The sequence below is a fragment of the Janibacter sp. A1S7 genome (genome assembly GCF_037198315.1).
GTDB classification, from domain to species: domain Bacteria; phylum Actinomycetota; class Actinomycetes; order Actinomycetales; family Dermatophilaceae; genus Janibacter; species Janibacter alittae.
Window position 1 is genome coordinate 3296954 of record NZ_CP144913.1, and the last position, 22084, is coordinate 3319037.

24 protein-coding genes are annotated in these 22084 nt (G+C 70.6%); 9 read left to right on the forward strand and 15 right to left on the reverse strand.

Features of this window, described 5'->3' with window-relative positions; genetic code table 11:
• Positions 1 to 66: 66 nt before the first annotated feature.
• Positions 67 to 480 carry a hypothetical protein gene (locus V1351_RS15910; protein WP_338749357.1) on the forward strand — a complete coding sequence of 138 codons (414 nt, stop codon included), beginning with the start codon at positions 67 to 69 and terminating at the stop codon, positions 478 to 480.
• Here the strand turns inward: V1351_RS15910 and V1351_RS15915 are convergent.
• The 11 genes from V1351_RS15915 to V1351_RS15965 form a co-directional block, all read right to left on the reverse strand.
• On the reverse strand, positions 465 to 797 hold the full coding sequence (locus V1351_RS15915) for a hypothetical protein (RefSeq protein WP_338749359.1): 333 nt from the start codon (positions 795 to 797) through the stop codon (positions 465 to 467). The genes V1351_RS15910 and V1351_RS15915 overlap by 16 nt on opposite strands.
• 17 nt (positions 798 to 814) lie before the next feature.
• A complete protein-coding gene (locus V1351_RS15920; protein WP_338749361.1) occupies positions 815 to 1384 on the reverse strand; it encodes a hypothetical protein in 570 nt (189 codons plus the stop codon).
• Between the two features lie 14 nt (positions 1385 to 1398).
• Complete coding sequence (locus tag V1351_RS15925) at positions 1399 to 2874, reverse strand: hypothetical protein (RefSeq protein ID WP_338749363.1); 1476 nt, start codon at positions 2872 to 2874, stop codon at positions 1399 to 1401.
• Positions 2871 to 3950, reverse strand: a complete 1080-nt coding sequence (locus V1351_RS15930) for an SGNH/GDSL hydrolase family protein (protein WP_338749365.1) — start codon at positions 3948 to 3950, stop codon at positions 2871 to 2873. The genes V1351_RS15925 and V1351_RS15930 overlap by 4 nt, the downstream gene beginning before the upstream one ends.
• 2 nt (positions 3951 to 3952) lie before the next feature.
• A complete protein-coding gene (locus V1351_RS15935; RefSeq protein ID WP_338749367.1) occupies positions 3953 to 4645 on the reverse strand; it encodes a hypothetical protein in 693 nt (230 codons plus the stop codon).
• Positions 4646 to 4829: 184 nt separating this feature from the next.
• Positions 4830 to 5081 (reverse strand): hypothetical protein, encoded by a 252-nt coding sequence (locus tag V1351_RS15940; protein ID WP_338749369.1) that lies wholly within the window; start codon positions 5079 to 5081, stop codon positions 4830 to 4832.
• The gene (locus tag V1351_RS15945) at positions 5081 to 5764 is read right to left on the reverse strand and encodes an A24 family peptidase (RefSeq protein WP_338749371.1); all 684 of its coding nucleotides are present in this window, start codon (positions 5762 to 5764) and stop codon (positions 5081 to 5083) included. The genes V1351_RS15940 and V1351_RS15945 overlap by 1 nt, the downstream gene beginning before the upstream one ends.
• Positions 5765 to 5777: 13 nt before the next feature.
• Positions 5778 to 6323 carry a hypothetical protein gene (locus tag V1351_RS15950; RefSeq protein WP_338749373.1) on the reverse strand — a complete coding sequence of 182 codons (546 nt, stop codon included), beginning with the start codon at positions 6321 to 6323 and terminating at the stop codon, positions 5778 to 5780.
• Between the two features lie 18 nt (positions 6324 to 6341).
• Positions 6342 to 6791: a hypothetical protein gene (locus V1351_RS15955; RefSeq protein WP_338749374.1), complete on the reverse strand. Its 450-nt coding sequence runs from the start codon at positions 6789 to 6791 to the stop codon at positions 6342 to 6344.
• 3 nt (positions 6792 to 6794) lie between these two features.
• Entirely contained in the window at positions 6795 to 7421 is a 627-nt protein-coding gene (locus tag V1351_RS15960) for a hypothetical protein (protein WP_338749376.1), read from the reverse strand.
• Positions 7421 to 8773 carry a hypothetical protein gene (locus V1351_RS15965; RefSeq protein WP_338749378.1) on the reverse strand — a complete coding sequence of 451 codons (1353 nt, stop codon included), beginning with the start codon at positions 8771 to 8773 and terminating at the stop codon, positions 7421 to 7423. Before V1351_RS15965 ends, V1351_RS15960 begins: the two co-directional genes overlap by 1 nt.
• A gap of 206 nt (positions 8774 to 8979) precedes the next feature.
• Here V1351_RS15965 and V1351_RS15970 point away from each other — a divergent pair, with 206 nt between their 5' ends.
• Positions 8980 to 9198, forward strand: a complete 219-nt coding sequence (locus V1351_RS15970) for a biotin/lipoyl-binding carrier protein (RefSeq protein WP_338749379.1) — start codon at positions 8980 to 8982, stop codon at positions 9196 to 9198.
• Position 9199: 1 nt separating this feature from the next.
• Here the strand turns inward: V1351_RS15970 and V1351_RS15975 are convergent, their stop codons facing one another.
• The 4 genes from V1351_RS15975 to V1351_RS15990 form a co-directional block, all read right to left on the reverse strand.
• Positions 9200 to 10213 carry an FHA domain-containing protein gene (locus V1351_RS15975; protein ID WP_338749381.1) on the reverse strand — a complete coding sequence of 338 codons (1014 nt, stop codon included), beginning with the start codon at positions 10211 to 10213 and terminating at the stop codon, positions 9200 to 9202.
• 13 nt (positions 10214 to 10226) lie between these two features.
• Complete coding sequence (locus V1351_RS15980; protein WP_338749383.1) at positions 10227 to 11003, reverse strand: PP2C family protein-serine/threonine phosphatase; 777 nt, start codon at positions 11001 to 11003, stop codon at positions 10227 to 10229.
• Entirely contained in the window at positions 11000 to 11476 is a 477-nt protein-coding gene (locus tag V1351_RS15985) for a hypothetical protein (protein ID WP_338749385.1), read from the reverse strand. Before V1351_RS15985 ends, V1351_RS15980 begins: the two co-directional genes overlap by 4 nt.
• Positions 11477 to 11561: 85 nt before the next feature.
• On the reverse strand, positions 11562 to 13040 hold the full coding sequence (locus V1351_RS15990) for a CCA tRNA nucleotidyltransferase (protein WP_338749386.1): 1479 nt from the start codon (positions 13038 to 13040) through the stop codon (positions 11562 to 11564).
• A gap of 138 nt (positions 13041 to 13178) precedes the next feature.
• Here V1351_RS15990 and V1351_RS15995 point away from each other — a divergent pair, with 138 nt between their 5' ends.
• From V1351_RS15995 to trxA, 7 genes are all read left to right on the forward strand, one after another.
• Entirely contained in the window at positions 13179 to 13661 is a 483-nt protein-coding gene (locus V1351_RS15995; protein ID WP_338749388.1) for an NUDIX hydrolase, read from the forward strand.
• Positions 13634 to 15685: a DUF6049 family protein gene (locus V1351_RS16000; protein WP_338749390.1), complete on the forward strand. Its 2052-nt coding sequence runs from the start codon at positions 13634 to 13636 to the stop codon at positions 15683 to 15685. The genes V1351_RS15995 and V1351_RS16000 overlap by 28 nt, the downstream gene beginning before the upstream one ends.
• Positions 15682 to 17373, forward strand: a complete 1692-nt coding sequence (gene murJ / locus V1351_RS16005) for a murein biosynthesis integral membrane protein MurJ (RefSeq protein WP_338749392.1) — start codon at positions 15682 to 15684, stop codon at positions 17371 to 17373. The genes V1351_RS16000 and murJ overlap by 4 nt, the downstream gene beginning before the upstream one ends.
• A gap of 91 nt (positions 17374 to 17464) precedes the next feature.
• Entirely contained in the window at positions 17465 to 19435 is a 1971-nt protein-coding gene (locus tag V1351_RS16010) for a hypothetical protein (RefSeq protein ID WP_338749394.1), read from the forward strand.
• A gap of 108 nt (positions 19436 to 19543) precedes the next feature.
• Positions 19544 to 20314: a hypothetical protein gene (locus tag V1351_RS16015; RefSeq protein ID WP_338749396.1), complete on the forward strand. Its 771-nt coding sequence runs from the start codon at positions 19544 to 19546 to the stop codon at positions 20312 to 20314.
• Positions 20315 to 20431: 117 nt separating this feature from the next.
• Complete coding sequence (gene trxB, locus V1351_RS16020) at positions 20432 to 21454, forward strand: thioredoxin-disulfide reductase (protein ID WP_338749398.1); 1023 nt, start codon at positions 20432 to 20434, stop codon at positions 21452 to 21454.
• Positions 21455 to 21492: 38 nt separating this feature from the next.
• Positions 21493 to 21816: a thioredoxin gene (gene trxA / locus V1351_RS16025; protein WP_338749400.1), complete on the forward strand. Its 324-nt coding sequence runs from the start codon at positions 21493 to 21495 to the stop codon at positions 21814 to 21816.
• Positions 21817 to 22084: the final 268 nt, after the last annotated feature.

Consider the following 22084-nt stretch of genomic DNA (forward strand, 5'->3'; position numbering starts at 1 on the left):
GCGCGCGCCCTTCGGTCGGGGTAGCGTCGTGGGCGCACCGGGATGGACATCAGCGAAGGGAGCCCGATGCACGCTCTGAACTCCACAGTGGTCAAGGCCGCACTGGCCGCCGGAGGGCTGGTCCTCGTGGCACTCGTCGCCGTCCTGTGGGTCCTGGCCGGGAGGGACTCGGGTGAGCCGGAGCTCCTCGCCGACTCCATGGCGGGACAGTCCACCCAGGTCCAGGTGGGCGAGGGGACGGCCATGGTCTGGGTCTCCAGCTCCGGGTCCGGCGATCCGCGTCCCGGCGACGAGCCCGACCCGGGGATGTGCAGCGTCACCGGACAGGGGATGCCCTCCCTCGCCGAGCCCGACACGACAGACACGTCCTCCATCGGGGAGACGACCCTCTACCCGGTCGCCCAGGTCGAGGACTACAAGGCACCCATGGCAGTCGTCTGCTCGGGCGGGTCCATTGACCACGTCTACGTCATGCGCTGACCGGGTCGTCGCCCGACCAGCACGACCGCGACCGCAGCAGCCACCACAGCGGTGGCCAGCTGCACCGCTGCGTCCAGCATCGGGGCGCTGCCGGGGAGGATGGGCGCATACAGCCCCAGCAGGATGATGCCGGCCACTGCGGCGGCCCATCCCATCGACGGGGCGAGCCAGGCACCGGCAGCTCCGACGGCCAGACCGACCACTCCCCCACCCACGACGAAGTGGATCCGAGCCGTGGTCACGTCGTGCACCCACCACCCCGCGGAACGGGTGACGAGTACCTCGGCGACGAGCCCCGCGAACACGGCAGCGACCACGCTCAACCCGCACCTCCTCATACGTCGTCCTCCATCGACTCGTCAGGCCCCGACTCGTCCGAGTGCTCGTACCGAAGGGTGTCCGTCACGTGGCCGATCAGTGCCTGGTCCACCTCGGTCCCAGCGATCGTCACCGCCACCGATGTCGCCGGCTGACGCTGGGAGGCGATGATCCAGGCACCCTGCGCAGGCTCCCCCCCGTCCTCGTAGGTGAAGGTCTGGATCAGGGCGGTGTCGGCTCCCTCGACCGTGATGTCGCGGAGATCTCCGGGCTCGTACCCGTCCAGCTTCAGCCGGGCCGGAAGTCTCAAGGAACCGATGGCGCCGGCAGCGGTCCGGGAGTCGTCGTAGGGATCTGCCACCTGGATGCTGGCGCCTTCGGTCTCGGCGGCCAGGACCCACTTCTTGCCGGACCCCGCCCCCTGCGTCCAGTCCTGCGGGTACTCCACCGTGATCCGCTCACCCTCGAGCTGCTTCCAGCCCTCGCTCGCTGCGTCTGGGGAGCAGGCCGCGAGGGCCGTCGTCCCCAGCAAGGCCACCACGGCGAGTACTGCGCCCACCCGGAGCCGATGTGCTGTTCCGATCACGATCCTCCTTGACCTCATGAGATGCAGTCCTCGTAGGGCACCATCGAGCGCTCCGCGTTCCTCGGGGCCCCAAGGTACGCGGCATAGACCGCTTCCGCCTCACTCTCGCTGACCGAGAAGTCGAAACCGAGCTTGAGCCCGAGTGAGACCTCGGCTGCCAGGCCGCTGGCGCTGGTCACTCCCTCACTCGTGATCGCCGATACGGTGGCCTGCTCGTGCATCAGCCGGCTGAAGGAGTCCGAGCCCGCGCGGGCCGGGTTGACCGCACCCATGGGGATGGTTCCGGGCCACTCGTAGCCACCGCTGTCCTGTCCACCGAGCCAGTCCTGGACGACGGACACGTCCTCGTCGTATCCCGGCGAGTCGGGGTCCAGGCTCAGGCTGGTCGTCGCGACCGTCGCGGTCGTGTCCGTCTCGGAGGTGAAGATCGAGCCGGACCCGCTGTCGGCCTCGGGGCCGGTCCCGTCACTGCCGCCGCCGTCGATGGTGGCGCCTGCGTTGATCGCACCCTCGCTCGTCGAGACGATCGAGATCTCGGTGATCTCTCCCGCGGCGTTCTCCGTGATCGACATACTCATCCCCTCGGTGTCCCCCAGACCCAGGTCCGCCGACCAGATGTCGGAGGAGACGTCCGGGTTGATCGACATGTCCACGGTGTAGGTGGTGGAGTCGTCCTGCGCACCCTCGGTCCCGTTGGTGTCGGTCGTCTGTGTCCACGTGGCGTCGGCCTCGACCGAGGCGGCGATCGCCTGCGCTTGCAGGCTCGGTCCGCTCCCGTCGTCGTTGCCGGTGAGGTTGATCCCCAGCTGGCCGTCGACCTCGCCGGTGAGGCCGATCTCGGTCGTCGTCGTGCCCGGCTCCGGCAGCGGGTCCAACGGATCGATGAGATCGACCATGAACGCCCCCCGGCCGCCGTACGTGCGGGTCACGTCGCGCACCCGGTGGTCGTTGAGCAGCTCCTCGAACTCGTCGGCGGACTCGGCGTCCGGGAACGTCCACGTGTCTCCGAGACCCAGCTCGACGCCACCGCCGAAGTCGACGGACGCGCCCAGCTCGGCGCCTCCTCCCGTACGCAGCTCAGCCCCGGCTCCACCGGACGCCCCGAGCATCGCACCGTCCGTGGCCGTCAGGGTCACGGTGCCGTCACTCATCACGGTCCGGACCAGTCCCGCGTTGTCACCGATGTCGATGAAGGCGATGGAGATGGTCGAGTTGTACTCCTCACCGGTCCGCGAGACCTGGCAGACCGGCGGTTGGAAGTCCTCGTCCGTCGGGGGCCCGGCTTCGTCGCCACCCTCGTCGCCGGAGCCGCATCCCAGCTCGGTCTGCAGGATCGACCCGACCGAGTCACACACGGCGGCCCGTACGTTCGCGCCCTGCGGGCTGACCGTGAAGACGATCGCGCCGACGAGGATCGCTGCGACGACGACCGCGCCGACGTACTCGGCCGAGCTGGCACCGCGCTCCCGGCGGCGTGTGCGCTCACTCATGGGTACTCGGGCTCCTTGATCTGCTCCTCGACGAGGTCGGCCAGGGCATCGTGCCCCTGGGCGTTGGGGTGGAAGCTGCCCGGGTCGACCAGCGACAGGCCGGGCCCACCCCAGTTGAGGTCGTTGATCCACGGGTCGCCGGAGCCGATGCCGTGCCCCCGGAAGGCCTCCGTCGGGTCGATGAACTCCACCCCGGCCTCGCGCGCCGCCGAACGCAACATGTCGTTGAGCGCACCGGCCTGCTCGTTCATCCACGCCTGGTCCTCGGCGAACAGCAGATTGCTCACGCTGTCGTCGGGGTCCTGTACGAACAACTCCGGGTACCCGACGATGACGACCCGCGCATCGGGTGCCCGCTCCTGCATCTCGTCGTAGGTGTCCACGAGCTCGTCGTGCAGGGTGTCGAGACGGCCTTCGATCCGGTCCGCGTGCGTGTCCTGGCACGAGTCGAGCATGGGGACCCCGCTCTCCCCGTTCATGACACAGTCCTTGACGACGTCGGCGAAGCCGAGGTCGTTGCCACCGACCGACATCGTGATTAGCGAGACGTCGTCGCCGAGGTCGTCCAGCTGGGGACCCTCGTCGTCGTTGCTGTCGTTGTCGTCAGTCAGGTCGCCCTGGGTGGCGCCCGAGCACGCGGAGAAGGTGGACCCCTCCTGGAAGGTGATGCCCGTGCCCTCCCGCTGGATCAACTCCGAGTACGCGTTGTCCGAGCGGTGGCACCGGTTGCGCTCGTCATCTCCCCAGTTGTCCCAGTCCCACTCGTCACCGTGGTCGTAGTCGGTGTCCGGGTCGTAGTCCCCCGCACCCTCACCGGAGGCATAGCTGTCGCCCAGGGCGACGTACTCCCCCCACGTGGCCTGCTCCAGCGGGGTCGCGGTCGGGTCCTGTGGCGGGCAAGAGCCCTGGTCGAGGATCCGGCAGACAGCGTTCCCGACCGCTGTCGGGAGCTGCGCCCCGCTGATGCCGGCGACGACACCCGCGACGATCATCGCCGCGACGACGACCAGACCGACCCGCTCGAGGGCGGCGGCCCCCTGCTCCGCCCCCCTCGAGCGCTGCCCCCCCGGTGTCACGCTCAGTCCATCCGCTCGACTGCGCTGACGGCGTCCTCGAGGACCTGGGGGTCGGGCTCGTCCTTGAGCGCATAGGAGACCAGGGCGACGAGAGCATGGTCGTCGGTCACGAGGACCATGTCGGTGGTCAGGCCGGCGCCCGTGGTCGCCGTCTGTCGCCACGCCACGGCGTTGGCCGGCAGACCCTTGACCTCCAACGGCTCCACATCGAAGCGCACGGTCGGGCTGTCCGCCTTGTTGCCCTTCGTCTCGTAGGACGTGCATCCGGTCAGTGATGCCTTGACGTCCCGAACCACGGCCGCCGGCGTCGTGGCATCGGAGTGGATACGCACGTGCTGGGCGAGGAAGGGACCCAGACCCCCCTGCGAGTATCGGATGGCGCCACCGTCGACCGGCTTCTGCGGCTCGATGTCGACCCCGCAGACGAGCTGCTTGAAGCCCGGACCGGGTGGTTCGCTGTCCCGCCACGTCCCGGGGAGGTCCTTGCTGGTGATGAACCGATCGGCGACCGGTCGGTCGTCCGTGCTGCTCGCGGATGACGACACTTCTGACGCGGCCGGCGCACTGCCTGCACCCTCCGGCGCGGGCTCGTCCCCGCAGCCACTCAGGCCGAGCACGAGCGCACCCACCGCCACCGAGGCCACCCGTCGTGCTCCGGGCACCGCTCGTGCCCTGCTGCTGGCTCGATGGCCCATGTCATCGTTCTCCTTCGATCCCGGGTGACGCCGGCAGTGCGTCCTGATCGAAGATAGAAGTGCAGTCATCCCCCGCACAGGGCTCTGGGACCCGGTTGTGGGCCCGTCCATGGTGGGACCACGGGCCTACGACGGACAGGGCGAAGGGGGCATCGACCCCGCGTCACGGCCGGAGTCGGTGCAGTCAGAGCAGGGCGACGACCAGCGCCGCCACACCGAGCAGGAGCGACAGCCCGCCGGCCACGGCAGCCCAGCGGTGTCGGATCAGTCCTGCAGCGGCCAGGACCAGCCCCGGGACGGCGAGAAGCGCCATCCGCTGGCCCTGGGCCGATTCCTCCAGCGCAGCAGTGGTGGGCTCGATGTAGAACCCCTTGAGCAGGGCCCAGGCGCAGATGAAGAGGTTGAGCACGAACGCGAGTGCGGGGACGGATCGCATCAGATCTCCTGGAGAAGTGTGCTGACGGCCGGCGCGACGAGGACGAGGAGCGTCCCGGCGACGAGGTAGGGACCGAAGGCCAGCTGGGACTTGCGCCCGGCGCCGGTGAAGACCACGAGGTAGACCGCGGCCACGCCGGCGAGCAGGAAGGAGACGACAGACCCCAACAGGACGTGCGGCCACGACAGGTAACCCAGGAGCATGCCCAGACTCGGGGCGAGTTTCGCATCGCCGAGGCCCATTCCCGAGCCCCCACCGATCAGCACGAGGATGAGGTAGAACCCACCGAGCGTCACCCCGGCGAGCAGTGCCCGCACCCAGGCGCCGACGTCGTCCGCCACGATGGCGACCCCGAGCAGCGCGACCACCAGTCCCACGGCGAGCGGGTAGGTGATCGTGTCGGGCAGACGGAAGACGTCGATGTCAATGGCACCGAGCACGACGAGTGACATACCGGCCACCGCCTGGACCGTCGCGAGCAGGGGCTCGTCCGGGCGCGCGAGCACCAGGAGCGCGGGAAGCAGGACGCACGCGGTGACCACCCAGCCGACCCCTCTGGTCCGCAGCCCGAACTCGTCCTCGTAGCGGTATGCCTGCGAGCGCAACCAACGGGCACACCACAGTCCGACCGCGCCTCCGAGGAGTGCTGCAACCCCGGTCCAGGGGAGCACGTCCTCGCTCATCGAGCCATCCCCCTCACCGTCGGATCGTCCATCCGGCGATCAGGGCCGGGATGCCCATGGCGAGCCCGAGGACTCCCGCTCCGAGGGCGACGAGCCCGACGAGCGCGGTGGAGCGGCCGAAAACGGACTGTTCGGACAGTGCCGCCCCCGCCAGCGTGTCTCCGGAGCAGGTCAGGGTTGCCGGCTCGGACTGCAGCTCGACCTGCGTGAACGGGTACCACGTGGTCCCCTCGACGGTGACCGGATCCCCGAGGGCGAAGTCGACGTCCCCGACCCGGGTCCCGCTGGCGACATCTCCGTCGTCCTCGATCAGCTCGCAGCCAAGCGTGCGCGGCGAGTCGCTCGCGGGTTCAGCGGTGTAGACCATCACGGATCCACCGAGGAGGCCGGTGTCCGAGGGGATGACCACCTCCGGTCCCTCGGAGACCGTGAGGCGGACCGGATCGTTGCCCTGCGCGAGGGTCACGCCCCCGACGATGATCGAGGCGACGCCTCCGACGACGAGGGACACGCCGGCGACGAGCAGGACGAGCTTCAGGACCGACGAGAACCGTGTCATGGAGGCGCGGGTACCGACTTACCGCAGTGCGGAGGTGTCGATGCGGGTGTCGTGGATCTCGGGCCGGGAGCGCACGACGAGGACGACGACGACGGCCCAGACCACCGCGTCCACCACCCAGGCGATGATGCCCTCCCACCCGAAGGCGGTGGCGATCAGCGCCTTCCCGGTCCAGGCGGCAGGCAGGAGGACGTACGCGAACATCCCGGCGACGAGCCAGAGGATCCGCGGTCCGCCGCTCGACCAGCGGTACCCGCCGGTGAGTACCAGGGCCACCGCTCCGAGGACGAGGACGGTTCGCACCACGGCACCGACGGGGACGCTCAGCGCCATGATGCCGATGATCGACCCGACGACGCCGAAGATGGTGGCGGCGACCACCAAGGCCAGGCAGGTCAGGACGGCGCCGACCGTGCGGCCAGTCGTCCAGGTGCGCGTCGTCGGCGTCGGGTGGAGATCGTGGACCACGCGTCACGCTCCCTTGAACGTCGCGAGGATCGTGGGTAGTTCGCTGTCGTCGAAGGTGTCGGCGTCTCCGAGGGCCACGACGTTGAGGATGAGGTCCGGGCTGATCTGGGCCATCAGCTGCCAGGTCTCACGTCGTTTGCCGTCGGCACCGCCGACCGGGTTGGTCCACTGGACGAGGACGGCCTTCTCTGCGCCCGGCCAGGTGACTTCGGAGCGCTCGACCCCGGCCTCGTTGTCGACCGACTGCATCTCCTCCAGCACGAACGACTGCTGGATCACGTCCTGCTTCGGCTTCTCGTCCCGGAGGATCGCCACCCGCTCCAAGGAGTTGTCGTCGTCCTTCGTGCGCGGGGCGTCGAAGACGTAGGCCTTCGTCCCGTTGTCCGCCGTGACGATCTCCTCCTCGAAGACGCCGGGAACCCCGATGGTGAAGTCGGGTCCCTCGACAGTGCGCCACTGCGAGGAGATCGCAGCCGGCGTGACCGGCGGCGTCGGGGTCCCGGTGGGCTGCATCTGCGATTGCGAGGGTTTCACGTTCTCCTCCTCCGGCTCGTCGGAGGACGAGCACGCAGCCACGGTCACCAGGAAGGCCGTGGTCACGGCCACGATGCAGGAACGGCGGCCGGACATCAGTCTCCTCCTGCGGCGCTGGCGCCGCTGCAACTCGTCCAGTCGGACATCCGTGATCCGTCCCAGTATTGCGCATCGGTCAGGTCAATGGTCTCGGTCGACACGTCCACAGAACCCGCCAGCGCGATGGGTCCGGCCTTGCCACCGCCGTTGCCGGCCAAGGGGGTCGAACCGTCGAGATCGTATCCCTGCTGGGTCAGGCTGCCGGTCTGACGGACCCGGTTGAAGTAGTTCAGGTCGGCGGGGACCGTGACCGGCATGGCCACGGCCGCGGTCACGCCACCGACGGACTTCACTCCTTGGCTGGCGAGAAAGGACCAGCCGGCCACCTGGTTGTCCCGGGAGTCCATGGGAAGCGACGTCTGGAAGACCGTGGACCGTCCAGCGGACGTGTCGATGTACCCACTCTCGGCCTCACCCGTGAAGACCGCAGCCGCCAGACCGCTCCCCTCACCGGAAGCGGTCACCGTGGCATCGACCGAGCTCACCTCACCGTCGGGGTCCACGGTGACGGCCGTGACCACCTCCATCGAGCCGCTCATCCCGGCGCCCATGAAGTCAATGCCCTCGGTGTCCACGCCCAGAGTCTGCAGCCCGGCCTCCCCGCTGACCTCGGACGCCAGGTAGAAGGTCTTCGAGCCATCCTTCGACTCCCGGAACCCGAGGGCCTGGGCGGCAGTCACTCCGGCGTTCGCCTTGCCGATGCTGGCCGCCTGGGCCGACGCGTTGACCGAGAACCCGCCTTCGTGGAACGTCTCGTCCGGTTCCGGCAAGGGCTGGGTCAGGCCGGTCCCGTCCGTCACCTTGTCGGTCAGCCAGCGCACGGGGCCGGACTCGGCCACCAACTCGTCCTTGGCTGCGTCAGCGATGTGGGCATTCACCAGATCGCGCAACTCGGCCTCGTCCTCGGCGTCGTAGACCTCGCCCTCCGTGACGGACAGACCGGCTCCCACGTCGGCCGACGCCTGGTTGCCGACGGTTCGATCGGCGACCGTGAGCGACATGCCACCGCCCACGCCAACCTCGACGCCGGCGCCCTTGCCCTTGCCGACGGTCATCCGATAGGTCCCGTCGCTGAGGTGCTCGATCTGGAACTGTCGTCCGTTCTCCAGGGTGACCACGGAGACGGAGACCTGCCCCTGGACGTTGCCTGAGGTTCCGGTGACGGTGCAGGCCTGGGTCGGCTCGGGGCGCTTCGCGGTGTCGTCGCCACCGGATGATCCACACGCGCCCTGCCCGAGGTTGAGGATGCTGCACACGGCCTCACGGGTGCGCTCCGCAACCGGGGTGCGCTGGGTCAGGACGACGACGAGGGCACCAACCAGCATCGCGGCGACGACGATGAGACCCACCTGCTCCAGGCTGGCGGCACCCCCCTCGCGGCGACACCGCGTCGACCCCCTGGACATCCAACCCCCTGCTGATGGCAACCGTCGGGTTCTCCGACAGATTTCTCCGCCCAATGTAACCAGATGGGTTACCCGACGTCTTGGGCCCGCAGGCCCGGGTCAGGGCCCAGAGACGCGGCCTGCACCGTCGACGCCGTAACCTGTGTGCCATGGGTCACAGGATCGAGTCGGAGCTGGTCGCCAACGTCATCACCGTCCACGTCACGGAGGGGCAGACGGTCGCCGCCGGTGACGAGCTGGTCCTCCTGGAGTCGATGAAGATGGAGATCCCGGTCCTCACCGAGGGTCCCGGCCGGATCGCCGAGGTGAAGGTCACCGCCGGCGACGTCGTCCAGGAGGGCGAGGTCCTCGTGGTCATCGACGACTGAGTCAGCCGACCTCGAGGACCACCGCGACCTGACCGGCGAGACGGATCGTGGTCCCGGGCCCGATCGGCTGCGGCTCGCCCGGCGACATCCGACGTGACGGCCCCTCGGGAGTGGCCAGCGTCGTGCCGTTCGTCGAGCCGAGGTCGCGGGCGATGACCTGCGTCCCCTCCGGGTACACCTCGACGTGGCTGCGCGAGATCTCGTTGTCCGGGCTGGCCACCCGCACCAGGTGCGGCTCCCCCACGTAGCCGATCCCGGCGCTTGCCCGGGGCGCCCGACCCAGCAGCACGCCTCGGTCGAGCTCGACGACCTCCCCCGTCGGCAGGACGAGTCGGGCCGATGGCCGGGGCCGGTCCGGCTCGCCCTCCCGCGGCACGTCGCCCGCGACCGGCAACACACCCGTCGACGGACCCACCCCGGCGGTGGGGGCCGGAGCGCGGACGTCATCGGCTACGGCCTCCTCCGACGACTCGCGCACCGCGGCGGCGGTGGACCCCCTCGGGGGCACCCGGGCACTCACGAGATGACCGTCGACGAACTGCGGGTGGCGCGCTGCGGGCGACCCGGGCACACCCTCGGGCGCCGTCTGCGGGGAGACGGCGGCGGGGGCCTTCGGCTCGGGGGTCCGGGCGGGCCCGGCCGGGACGGGTTCGGGCTCGCCGGTGCAGAGCACGGCCGTCGCGGTGTCCTCGTCGATGTCCTCGTCGATCCACGGCGCGCGGGCGGGTGCGACGAGCTCGCGGGTGGTCTCGTCGGCACCGGTGAGCAGGACCCGGGCCGTACCGCGGACGAGCACACGCAGACCGGTCTCGTCGACGATCGCGAAGTCCGGCGTCTGCCGCACGCCGTCGGCCGTCAGCACGTCGGTCAGCACATCGGCGGGACTGTCGCCACCGGCGGCCGCGAGGGCCGCGGCGAGGCGCTCACCGAGGGACTCGTCCCCCTTCGCCAGGACGTGGACGCCCGCTCGGGTGAACTCGACCCAGCCGTCGCGGCCCTCGGCCCTGAACTCCATGGTCACTCCCTCGTCACCGCTCGCCCACGTGTGCCTGGTCGATGTCGGCGTCGTCGAGGGCGACCACGACGACGCTCACATTGTCCCTGCCCCCGGCGGCCACAGCAGCCCGGACGAGCTCGTCGGCTGCGTCCCGGGGGTCGGGGTGTGCCTGCAGGATCTCACGCAGCTGCTCGTCGGTGAGCTCGTTGGTCAGCCCGTCGCTGCACGCGAGGAAACGCTCACCCGGGGTCGGCGGCACCAGCCAGAGGTCCGGCCGGTGTCTCAACGGTGCCCCCAGCGAACGGGTGACGATGTTGCGGGCGGGGTGCACCTCGGCCTGCGCGGGGGTGATGACGCCCGAGTCGACGAGTTCCTGGACCTCGGAGTGGTCGACGGTGACCCGAGTGAGCTCGTCACCCACGAACCGGTAGACCCGCGAGTCGCCGACGTTGACGACGGCCCACTGGGCGCGGCCGGAGTGGGTGACGAGGACGAGACCGGTCACCGTCGTGCCCATCCCCCGTTGCTCGGGACGGGCCCGGACCGAGTCGAGGATGCGCTGGTTGGCCAGCAGCACCTGCCCGGTGACGTCGTCGCAGGTCAGGTCGTCGCGCTCGACCAGCTCGCGCATGGTCGCGACGGCGATCCCGCTGGCCACCTCACCCGCGGCGTGCCCACCCATGCCGTCAGCGACAACGAGGACGGAGCCCTCGGCGAGCACGGCGTCCTCGTTGTGGTCCCGCACTCGCCCGGTGTCGGTGGCGCCGGCGATCCGCAGCCGTCCGCGGATCTCGCTGACGGAGCTCACGAGCCCAACCGCATCGACTCGACGATCCGCTCGAGGGTGGCGTCGTCTCTCTCCCGACGAGACCCGGCGAAGGAACCGGTCACCTGGACGACGTCGACGACCTCCTCGCGCTGCCGGGTGGAGAACCAGTGCGTCTGCACCACGGCACCGATCTGCCCGTCGACGAAGGAGACCTCGGCCCCGACGAGGTCCTCCCCAGCCACCTCGCGACGGCGGGCGCCACCGACCCGGCCCCGGTCCCGCTGGTGGGCGTACCCCTCGAGCTCGCTGCTGATCTCGTCCGTGCCGAACGGCGCCGGCCGCTGGTAGTGCCGCACGACGAGGTTGGCCAGGAAGTGGTCGGCTGCCGGCGCGCCGTCACGGATGGCGATGAGGGTGTCCGGGGCCCACACCTGGATCCAGCCCTCGGGCATCTCGAGATGGATCCGAGGCGGCCCGGGCACGACGGGGCTCGGGTAGGTCACGGTGGGCACAGCTGCTCTCCTGATCGGACGACGGGGGTGACCGGGGCGGGGCCCCCGCCCCAGCCTGCCACTTGGCGGCGCCGAGGTGGAGGGCTCAGCCGCGTTCGGCCCACCACGCGCGCAGCCGATCGGTGGCGGCCTCGGTGCCGATCGGACCCTCGTCGAGGCGGACCTGCAGGAGGTAACGGTAGGCCTGCCCGATCTGCGGCCCGGGAGGGATCCCGAGGACCTCACCGATCTGGTTGCCGTCGAGCTCGGGTCGCACCGCTTCGAGCTCCTCCTGCTCGAGCAGTCGCTCGATCCGCTCCTCGAGGTCGTCGTAGGCCCGGGCCAGACGGTTGGCCTTGCGCTGGTTGCGCGTGGTGCAGTCCGCCCGGGTCAGGCGGTGCAGCCGCTGGAGAAGGGGCCCGGCATCGGTGACGTAGCGCCGCACGGCCGAGTCGGTCCACTGGCCGTCGCGGTAGCCGTGGAAGCGCAGGTGCAGCTCGACGAGACGGGCGACCTGCTTGGTGGTCTCCTTGTCGAAACGCAGGGCCTTCAGGCGCTTGGCGGTCATCTTCGCCCCGACGACGTCGTGGTGGTGGAAGGAGACGCCGCCACCGTCCTCGAAGCGTCGGGTACGCGGCTTGCCGATGTCGTGCAGCAGTGCCGCCAGTCGCAGGACGAGGTCCGGCCCGGGCACGGAAGTCTCCTGCGGGTCACGCTGCGCGTCACCGTCGGTCCGTGCCGCGTCCTCCAAGTCGATCGCCTGCTGCAGCACCGTCAGCGAGTGCTCGTAGACGTCCTTGTGCCGGTGGTGCTCGTCGACCTCCAGACGCAGGGCGGGCAGCTCGGGGAGCACGTGGTCGGCCAGGCCGGTCCCGACGAGCACGCGCAGCCCGGCGACGGGGTCCTCACCGAGCACGAGCTTGACCAGCTCGTCACGGATCCGCTCGGCGGAGACGATGTCCAGGGTCGCCGCGGACTCGGTCATGGCGGCCGTGACGTCCGGGGCCGGGACGAGCCCGAGCTGGGCGACGAAACGAGCCGCCCGCATCATCCGCAGCGGGTCGTCGGTGAAGGAGACATCCGGCGTGGACGGCGTGCGCAACCGCTGGGCCGCGAGGTCGAGCAGACCGCCGTGCGGGTCGACGAGCTCGAGGTCGGGCAGCCGCAACGCCATCGCGTTGACCGTGAAGTCGCGCCGGACGAGGTCGTCCCGGAGGTTGTCGCCGAAGGCGACGACCGGCTTGCGGGTGCGACCGTCGTAGGCGTCGGCCCGGTAGGTGGTGACCTCGACGATCGTCTCCCCCCGGCGGGCACCGATCGTGCCGAACTCCCGGCCCATGTCCCAGGTGGCGTCGCCCCAGACGTGCAGGATGCGCTCGGTCTCCTCCGGTGCCGCGGAGGTGGTGAAGTCAAGGTCTCCGCTGGCGCGTGCGAGGAAGGCGTCCCGGACCGGGCCACCGACGAGGGCCAGCTCGTGACCCCCCTTCGCGAAGGCCTCGCCGAGCTCGGTCAGCAGTGGGATCACCGGGGCCAGGTGGGCCACCGCGGCACGCAGGACCTCGGGGGGAATGGCTGGGGTGGACATGGGTGCCAAGGCTACGTGGATGCGCGCTCGGGCACCGCAGCCACGTACGTCCCGGCATGACGGCGACGGGGGCAACAGTCCGGTCGAGCCTCTCGCACCGGCCCCTCCCGGTGCAGGTGCGATGGCTACAGTGACCACATGAGCCACCCCGCCCCCGCCTCCGGACCGCAGCGGCGCCTGCCCGCGGTCGAGGAGCGCAGTGCGGGTGGGGTGGTCGTGGACATCCACGAGGGTGACGCCCGGATCGCCGTCATCGCCCGGCGCAACCGGGCCGGACGACTCGAGTGGTGCCTGCCCAAGGGACACATCGAGGGTCAGGAGACCCTGGTGGAGACCGCCGCCCGGGAGGTCGCGGAGGAGACCGGTATCGAGGCGCGCGTGCTCGTCGAGCTCGGGACGATCGACTACTGGTTCGCCACTCCGGACCGACGGATCCACAAGTTCGTGCACCACTACCTCCTCGAGGCCACCGGTGGGCACCTGACGATCGAGAACGACCCCGACCAGGAGGCCGTCGACGTCGCGTGGCTCCCGCTGCGCGAGGCACACCGGCACCTCACCTTCCCCAACGAGCGACGCATCGCGAGGGAGGCGTGGCAGCGGCTCGCCGGCGACGCCTGAGACCGACCAGCATCGCGCTGCTCCTGCTCGCGATGTTGGTCCTGCCCTCGGCCGCCGCCACCTCCCTGCCCCCCGGGGAGGACTCCACCGGTGGTGAGCTGACCATCGCCTCGATCACCCCCGTCGTCGACGGCGAGGGAACGGCCCGGGTGGAGGGGGAGCTGACGAACACCGGCGAGCAGGCTCTCGCCGCCCAGGAGGTCTCGCTGGTCGGTCGGACCGCCTCGGCCGACCGCGACGACATCGTGACCTGGGCCGAGGGGACGCAGCCGGTCGCCAAGGATCCCCGGGCCACGGTCACCCTCGAGGACCTCGATCCCGGGGAGTCCGCGCCCTTCACCCTCGAGGTCACCGCCGACGAGCTGGCGCCCGGGCTGACCGCCGGCGCGGCGTGGGTGAGCGTGCAGACGTCGCAGACCGCGGTGCACACCTTCATCGGGGTGCACCGGGCCAAGGAGTACGTCCCGATGGGCATGGTCTGGGGGGTCCCACTCCTGCTCCCGGCCGACGAGCGCCTCTTCGGCGAACCCGGCCCCGACCGCGTCCAGGCGTGGAAGGAGACCGTCGGGCCCGAGTCGCGCCTGTGGCAGCTGACCGAGGAACCGCCGGCAGAGGACGAGACGTGGATCCTCGACCCGAGCCTGCTGTCCCTGCCACCGGAGCCGACGGAGGACACCGGCCAGAACCTCACCCGTGCGCTGAATGCCGAGCGGGAGGTCCGGGCCGAGTGGGCCAGTCGGGTCCGCTCCACCCTGGATCCGGAGCAGACCATCGTGCTGCCCTCAGGGGATGCCGACGTCGCCGCGGCGGCCCGATGGCAGGACGTCGCCGAGCTCGTCGCCCCGCAGGTCGAGGAGGGCGTGCGGTCCGCCGACCTGCTCGACGACTCCCACGGCGACATCCAGTGGCCGGCCGACGGTGTCGTCACCGAGTCGCGCACCACGGCCCTGGGCCGGCTCCAGCCCGGGTCCACGCCGCCGACCGTGCTGACCGACACCTCCGCCATCGCGCCCGGAGGATTCACCCCCACCGGCGCGACCCGCACCACCCACGGCAGTGGGTTGCTGGTCGCCGACCACTCCCTCTCCACCCTCGCGGGCGAGCTGACCTCCCCTTCCGACGCGACGCTCGCCCGACAGCGCATCGTCGCCGAGACCTCCGTGCTCCTGGGCGAGCGCCCCGGCACGCCCCGGACGCTGCTGGTCGTCCCCGCCCGCGCGAGCTCACCGTCGCCCGAGGCCTACGCCGATCTGCGGGGCGTCGTCGACGAGATCCCGTGGCTCGACCGGGGCAGATTCGACGACCTGCTCGACGGGGTCGATCGGGCCCAGCAGACGGCCGTTCCCCGGACCACCCAGCAGATCGCCCGTGCCACCGACGAGAAGCCGGTCCCGCCCGTGCTCACCCCGACGTCGGCCACGCGCATCGCCGAGGACAGGCGGTCCATGTCGATCTTCGCCTCCGTGCGCTCCGACGGCGAGGTCTGGAAGGAGGCGGTCGACCCGGCCCTCGACCAGTTGACCTCCGCCCGCTGGCGCAGCGACACCGCAGCCTTCGACGCGTTGCACGACCAGCTGGCCACGGAGGTCACCCTGAGCCACGACGACCTCGTCGTCTCGTCGGGGGAGGTCAACTTCTTCGCCGACAAGGGGCGATTGCAGATCACCATCATCAACAAGACGGACGTGAGGCTGACGAACCTCGACGTCCGGGTGGAGTCGCAGAATCCCTCCTTCCGTATCCAGGAACCGTCCAAGCCCGTGACGATCGGACCCGACGGGCGGCAGAAGGTCACCGTGCAGGCGACCGCCCTGGCCGCCGGCCGCACCCCCGTGCACGTCGTCGTCACCACGCCGAACGGTCACGAGCTGACCGAACAGGCCACCCTGGAGGTACGGATGCGACCCACGGGCGAGACCGTCTACTGGGCCATCGGCGGCATCGCCGTCGTCCTCCTCGGTGTGGGTACGTGGCGTAGCCTTCGCCGTCGGACGAGGACCACCGTGAACGAGGACAGTGCATGAGCGAGCCACCCAGCGCTCCGACGCCCGATCGTGGCAGCGAGGACGTCGCCCCGGGCACGACGGTGGAATCACCCTCGATCATGCGCTCCAGCGCGATCATGGCTGCCGGCAGCCTGGCCTCGCGCATCCTCGGCCTGGTCCGCAACACGCTGACCATCGCCGTCGTCGGGCTCAACCTCATCCCCTCCGATGCGTGGAACGCGGCGAACACGCTGCCGAACATCTTCCACCTGCTCATCGCCGGTGGGGTGCTCAACGCGGTGATCGTCCCGCAGATCACCAAGGCGCTGCGGCACGAGGACGGCGGCGTGGTCTACATCAACCGGCTGCTGACCCTCGCGGTCACCGTGCTCGCCGGTGTGACCCTCGTCCTCACGCTCGCCGCGCCGCTGCTCATCTCCCTCGTCGTCTCGAGCAGCTGGGACGGGCCCTCGCGTGGGCTGGCGACGGCCTTCGCCGTGATCTGCCTGCCCCAGGTCTTCTTCTACGGCCTCTACACGCTGCTCGGGCAGGTGCTCACCGCGCACAACCGCTTCGGCATGTTCATGTGGGCTCCCGCCCTGGCCAATGTCGTGGCCATCGCGGGCCTGTCGTGGTTCCTCCTGACGGGAGCCCCGCTCCAGGCACCGGTCTCGCAGTGGACGCCGACGATGATCGCCGTCCTCGGCGGATCGGCGACGTTGGGCATCGCCCTGCAGGCCCTCGTGCTCATTCCGCCGCTGCGCGCCACCGGGCTGCGCTTCCGCCCGGTCTGGGGGATCCGCGGCAGCGGCCTGGGGTCGGCCTCGCGGATGGCCCTGTGGGCCTTCGCCGCCGTGGCCGTGGGTCAGCTGGGCTACTTCGTCAACTCGCGGGTCCTCACCGGCGCGACCCAGCGAGCCGCCGAGCAAGGCATCGAGGGCGCGGGGCTGACCGCATACGCCAATGCCTACCTGCTCTTCATGCTGCCGCACGGGCTCGTCACGGTCTCCCTCGTGACCGCCCTCTTCACCCGGCTGTCGCACGCGGCGCACGACGGGGACACCCCCGCCGTCACCGCCGACCTGCGTCGCGGCATGACGATGCCCGCCGTCCTGCTGATCCCGGCGACCGCAGCGGTCGTGCTGCTCGCCCCCTACGTCCTCGCCGCGATCCTGCCCGGTACCGACCGGGCCGCGACGAACGCCTCGGTCGGGGTCCTGGTGACGATGATGCTCGGGCTGGTCCCCTACGGCTGGTTCTTCCTCGTCCAGCGTGCCTTCTACGCCTACGAGGACGGACGCACCCCCTTCGCCCTGCAGATCGTGGTCACGCTGGTCGCGGTCGCCGTCACCCTCATCGGGAGCACACGACCCGCCGAGCAGGTGGCCACCTGGGTCGGCTCCGGCCAGACCCTGTCCAACCTCTGCGCAGCGCTCATCGGTCTGTGGCTGCTCCACCGCCGCCTGGGTCCGCTGCGACTGGGTCGGGTCGTGCGCCAGAACGTGCGCCTCGTGCTCGCGACCGGTGTCGCCACCGCGGCCGGCTGGGGGGTCCTGCAGCTGCTGAGCGGCCCCGTCGCGGTCGATACCTGGCTCGGCTCGGTCATCATCTGCCTGGTGATCGGCACCCTCCTCCTCGTCATCACCCTCGCCATCGCCGCCAGACTGCGGGTGCGCGAGGTCACCGAGGTCCTCGAACCACTGACGCGCCGGCTCTCCAACGGCTGACGCGCCCGTGCGGCTCCCCGAGTCGGGGCCGTTGTGGATCTAGGATGGCGCGGCAGGCCAGACCATCGACGAGAGGGACACCGTGCACGGGGTGAACCCGGGGACCGAACTCGGTCGCTACACGCTCGACGCGCAGATCGAGACGGTGTCCGGCGGCGAACGGTGGACCGCGCGCGACACCACGCTGGAGCGCGACGTGACCGTCTTGGTCATGCCCACCGACGACCCGGAGACCGCCGCCGCCCTCGATGCCGCCCGCCGGGCCGCCGGCATCGAGAGCGCGCAGCTCGTGCGCATCCTCGACGTCGGGACCCAGGGGTCGTTCGGCTACGTGTGCGAGGAGCACGTCGAGGACCCGACCACCTTCGCGACGCTGATCGGGACGAAGGGGGTGCCGGCCGAGGAGGTCCGCCGGATCACCGGCGAGGTCGCCACCGGCCTCGAGGCGGCCCGCATGCGCGGGCTGCACCACCTCGCGCTCACCCCCGAGTCAGTGCTGCTGACCTCGGACGGGCGCATCAAGGTCCGCGGTCTGGCCACCACCGCAGCCCTGGCCGGTATCGAGACCGAGGGCGAGGACGCCGACCGCGATGACGCCATGGGCGTCGTCGCCCTCGCCTACGCCGGTCTGACCGCGACCTGGCCGCTGGAGACCGCATCAGGCGTGCCCGCCGCCCGTCGCGGTGAGGACGGGCCACCACCGCCCTCGCGGATCGCCGTCGGTGTCCCCGGTGACCTCGACACGATCTGCCGCGAGACGCTCGGCGAGGGCACCGGCCCCGACTCGCCGGGTGACTATGCCGCCCAGGTGGCTCCCTGGTCACGCATCCCGCTGGCCGGCTCCGTGCGCACCACACCGCAGACCCGTGCCGCCGCCACCGATCTCGCCGACCAGCGGGGCGTCCCCGCGTCCGACGTCGCGTCCGACACCGCGTCCGTCGATCCCTCGGCGGACACCGCGGCTGCCGGAGGGGCTGCTGTGGCCGGGGGCGCTGCAGCAGCCGCAGGCACGGCTGCTCCTTCCGGTGTCGGATCCACCGACGCGGATGACGACCCCGAGACCACCGAGATACCCCAGTACCAGGACGACGCGGCCCCTGCCACCGCGGGTGGCACCACGGACGGGAGCGACGAGCCGGACACCGAGAGGGGCCACGGGGGTACGACCCGGGCGGCTGCCGGCGCGGCAGCCGCCGCCGGCGCGGTCGGCACCGGAGCCAAGGTCATCGGCGATCGCCTCGGCAAGGCATCCAGGACCGCCGCCGAGCGATCCCGGGAGGCGCTGCACGAGTCCCGCGCCCGGCGTGAGGCCATCCGCGAGGACCGCACCAGGAACTCCTCACTCGGCGCGGCCACCGTGTCCGCCGAGGTCGAGGCGCCCGCGCCGCTGCTGCCGGCAGAGGCCGGTCAGGCGCCCACCCGCGCCCAGTCCAACCTCGTGCTGCTGATCGTCGCCGCCTTCGTCGCCGTCGCCTGCGTCTTCGGCTGGGTCGGGGTCTCGCAGATCGGTGACGGCAGCGATCTGGACGAGATCTTCGTCGGCGAGGGGAGCACCCCCACGCAGACCGGCCCCACCGACGGCTCGTCCGCGGGCTCCGGGTCGAAGGACTCCTCGGCGGGCGACGGGGCCGACGACGAGCCCTTCGGCATCATCAATGCGGCAGGGTACGACCCCTCGGGGGACGGCGTCGAACACAACGCCGAGGCTGCGCGGATCTACGACGGCGACCCGGACACCGTGTGGACGACCGAGGGCTACGCGACCCCGGACTTCGGCGGAGGCAAGACCGGAGTGGGTGTCACGGTCGATTTGGGTCAGGCCCAGGAGATCAGCACCGTGACACTGGACCTGCCGACCAGCGCCAACGCCACCGTCTTCGCCGGGGACGCACCGTCGAACTCCGGCACCGAGATCGGCACGACGGACGGCCAGACCGGTGAAGTCACCCTCTCCACGTCGGACCCGACCCCGGGCAGGTACGTCACCGTGTGGTTCACCTCGCTCACGCCCGACGGCGAGGGCCGGTACCGGGCCTCGTTGGGTGAGATCACCATCAAATGATCCGGCGGCGATCCGCTCGCCCGGCACGGCCGCCGAGACGATCGCCGGAACCCAGAAGGCCTCCACTTCGTCGATACCGGGGACCACACGGTGCGAAGGGAGGTGGCCATGACCGACGATCAGGACCCGACCGGTATGAGTCACCTGCTTGCCGGACTGAAGGAGAGCGGACCAATGCCCGACGATCTGAATGACCGCATTCGAGCCAGTCTGGAGCAGGAGCAGGCGGCACGCGGGAAGACGCCCGACGCGTCCACCGACGGGGACGACACCGGCTTCTGGTCGGAGGTGGACTCCGAGGACCGGGGATCCACGCGACGCCGCGGTCACACCGGCCGCTGGGTGCTGGGCCTTGCGGTGGCCGTGGTCGTCGCCCTGGGGATCGGGGGCATCGTCGCGCTCGGCTCCGACGAGCCGGATCAGAAGGCCGACGGTCCACAGGCCAGCGCTCCCGCGAGCGAGGGCGAGGGCGAGGGCGAGGGGACCTCGTCCTCGCAGGAGTCGGCCTCGTCCTCGAGCTCGGCCGGTACCCCCTCCCAGGTGCCGGCCTTCGCGATCACCGACACCGATACCGACTACTCGCGCGCGAACCTGCCCGCGAAGGCGGCCGAGCTCGAGGCGGACCCCCTCAGTGCCCCCGAGCTGGAGGACCCGGGACGCCTCGACGGCATGGACACCGCCGCAGCCGCCAGTGACTGCCTCGCCCGCATCGGCCAGCCGGAGCTGCTGCCGATCGTCATCGACGTCGCCACGTTCGACGGCCGGGACGGGCTGCTGCTCGTGGCCGAGGAGGCACCCGAGGGCAAGGTCCGGGCGTGGGCGGTGACCACCGGCTGCGAGCCGATCTGGGACGAGGCCTTCTCGATACCACAGGGGTGACCCGGCTGCGGACCGGTGTCGGGAACAGACGGGACCTACGATGGCGTTGACATCTGCGTAACCTCCCGCGGGCGGCTCGACCGCTCCGGTACCACCAACCCTTCAAGGACCGACTCCGTGGCCGACGCCAACACCTCCACCGTCCGCAACGTCATCATCATCGGCTCGGGTCCGGCCGGCTACACGGCTGCCGTCTATGCCGCCCGGGCCAACCTCGAGCCGCTGATGTTCGAGGGCTCCGTCACCGCCGGTGGCGCACTGATGAACACGACCGACGTCGAGAACTTCCCCGGCTTCACCGACGGGATCATGGGCCCGGACCTCATGCTCAACATGCGAGCCCAGGCCGACCGTTTCGGCGCCGAGATCGTCACGGACGATGTCACCGAGGTCTCGCTCGAGGGCGAGGTCAAGGTCGTCACCGACGGTGCGGGCAACCAGCACCGGGCCCACTCCGTCATCCTGGCCATGGGCTCCGCCTATCGCGAGCTCGGCCTCGAGGACGAGAAGCGTCTGTCCGGGCGAGGCGTCAGCTGGTGTGCCACCTGCGACGGCTTCTTCTTCCGGGATCAGGACATCGTCGTCGTCGGTGGCGGGGACTCCGCCGTCGAGGAGGCCACCTTCCTGACCAAGTTCGCCCGCTCCGTGACGATCGTGCACCGCCGCGACGAGCTGCGGGCCAGCAAGATCATGGCTGACCGGGCGCACGCCAACGACAAGATCTCGTTCGCGTGGAACTCCGAGGTCCTGGCCATCCACGGCGAGGACAAGCTCTCCGGCCTGACGCTGCGCGACACCGTAACCGGGCAGACCCGCGATATCGCGGCCACCGGCCTCTTCGTCGCCATCGGCCACGACCCGCGCAACGAGTTGATCACCGGCGTCGTCGACCTCGACGACGAGGGGTATGTCCTCGTCGAAGGCCGCTCGACCCGCACCAACGTCGATGGCGTCTTCGCCTGCGGGGACCTCGTTGACCACACCTACCGCCAGGCGATCACCGCTGCCGGCACCGGGTGCTCCGCAGCACTGGACGCGGAGCGCTTCCTCGCCGCACGCGAGGAGGCCGCGGATCCCGCCGAGGACCAGGCGCTCATCGCGCAGGACAACCCGGTCGCCGGAACCGTCGGCGTCCGCTGAACCCCCCGAACACACGCATCACCGAGAGGAAGATCCGCATGGCCACCACCCCGACCACCGACGCAACCTTCGACGAGGACGTCCTCAAGAGTGACACCCCGGTCCTCGTGGACTTCTGGGCCACCTGGTGCGGCCCGTGCCGCGCCGTCGCACCGGTTCTGGAGGAGCTGTCCGGCGACTACGACGGCAAGTTGAAGATCGTCAAGCTCGACACCGACGCCAACCCGCAGATCACCGCCCGATACGGGATCACGTCCATCCCGACCATGCACGTCTTCCAGGGCGGCGAGGTCGTCAAGACGCTCGTCGGCGCCATGCCGAAGCCGAAGCTGGTCAAGGAGCTGGAGCCGTTCGTCGGCTGAGTTCACGTGTGGCAGAAGGTGATTCACGTTCTGCCACAGTCTTGGCATCCGGTGCCAAGGTTCGATGGGGCGCCCCTGTGGCCGTCGCAGGCCCAGGCCCTGAGTCGGGGCACTCCCACACGAACCTTGGCACCTTTGTCATGTCCGGTCCCGGCAGGTCTCGTGGCACCTGTGTCACGCCGTGGACCTGAGTCGGGGCGCACGGGAACCCTCGCGGCGTCGTCATCCACCGAGGAGGGCCACGGGCGTCGTGCGCCGCACTCGTGGT